This window comes from Bradyrhizobium sp., from assembly GCF_049581145.1.
Classification (GTDB): domain Bacteria; phylum Pseudomonadota; class Alphaproteobacteria; order Rhizobiales; family Xanthobacteraceae; genus Bradyrhizobium.
On the sequence record NZ_JBAURI010000672.1, the window covers coordinates 1 to 1608 of the forward strand.

Sequence of the window (1608 nt, forward strand, 5' to 3'; positions counted from 1 at the left end):
CCGGGACGTTTTTCGGTTTTGCAATCGCTTCGCCCGCGTCTGCGCGGCCTGTTCGATCGCGACGCTTGCCGGACCAAGACGATCAGCCATCCACCTCGGACGCGTTGAGCAGCCTCTGCGCCTGAGCAAGGCCGGGGACACGCTCCCGGTCACCACGGCGCGCAAGCAACCGAGTGAGCATGGTACGCGCTTGGCCTCGACGGCCGGCCTGCAGCTCCAGCTCGGCAAGACCGACGGCAGCTTCACACTCCAGCAGATAGATGTCCCGGGCGCGGGTCAATTCGATTGCGTTGGCAAACAGAGCCCTCGCTTTGTCGAGGTCGCCTGCGCGATTGCGCGCCATGAGAATTTTTCCGAGAACCGAGTTGTGCTTACCGATGAGGCGGGCATCGCCATCGCCGAGACATTGCGACATCGCCCGCTTGGCCGCGGCTCTAGCGCCGTCGAGATCGCCGAGCATCCGACGCGTATCCGCTAGCTCGATCCACAAGATCGGATGGAGCGTGCCGGTCTTCAAGATGAATGGCTCCTGCAGACTTTGAACCAGAAGCCGTTCAGCTTCGCTGAAATTACCGGATTCGTCCCGGAGCAAAAGCGCCCTGAAGCAGTCAACGACGACGCGCCACGGGCGATAGAGTGCCACCACATCTTCCAACTTGCGAAGATACGCATTGACGCGTTGAAAGTCTCCGTAGGAAAGGTTGACCCAGGTCGCTCCCTGGGCAAGCACGAAATAAAGGGTCGTAGCATGACCCAGGTTCTCTGCCTCGGCGACCGTGGAGTCTAGCAGCGACCTGGCCTGGTCGGAGTAACCCAAATAGTGCTTGGCTTGGGCCAGTCCGACCTTGCATGAAATTGTGGAGTCGATACCGCCGAAATACAGCGATGTAACTTTCGAAATCGGCTGCTCATCTTTCAAGAACGCCTCGAACTTGGCAACCGCGGATTTGATCTCGGACAGTTCGGCATCGTTGAACGCAGACCATCGCAACAAGAATTTTCGCGCGACGGGATCGTTCGATCGTTCGCATACAGCAGCGAATGCATCGATATGATATGAGGCTGTGACTCTCGTGAGAAGCCGGGCTTGAATGATTCCGTAGAGAGCTCTGAGTTCGAGGAAGTCATTGCCGGCAACTTGGGCCGCTTGCCAAGCATGCTCGTATAGGCTCGTGTCTTGCCGCCCAGGGATGTACACCTGCGCCGACGCCAGCGATACCAGAATGCGGCATCTCATCGTGGCGTCCTCGTGCGGGTTGAGGTCGACGAAACGCAATGCCATGGTCAGGTGAGAGACGCCTTGAGCCAGCGACGTGAGTTCGAGCCACATACGTTCTGCCGCAAGAACCAGTCTCGTGCCGAGGCTTGGATTGGCCGAGAAAGCCCAGTCGAGTGCCGCACGAACCTCGTCCAGATAGCCGCGCATTGTTACGCGTTCTACTGCGGGATTGTAGGTCTCCCAATCCTGGTTTTCCAACAAACGGAGGAAATAGCGGGCATGGCGTTCCCGGGCCTGCTCTCTCTCACCCGGAAGATTCGATGCCTGGGCAGCGTATGCGCGAGTCGTTTCAAGCAAGCGATATTCAAGTGGGATGCGCTGGTGGTTTG

1 protein-coding gene is annotated in these 1608 nt (G+C 58.6%); it reads right to left on the reverse strand.

What is annotated here, in order from left to right; translation table 11 throughout:
* Positions 1 to 82: 82 nt before the first annotated feature.
* The coding region (locus tag WCB02_RS21930; protein ID WP_423961352.1) for a hypothetical protein at positions 83 to 1608 on the reverse strand (1526 nt) is incomplete at its 5' end.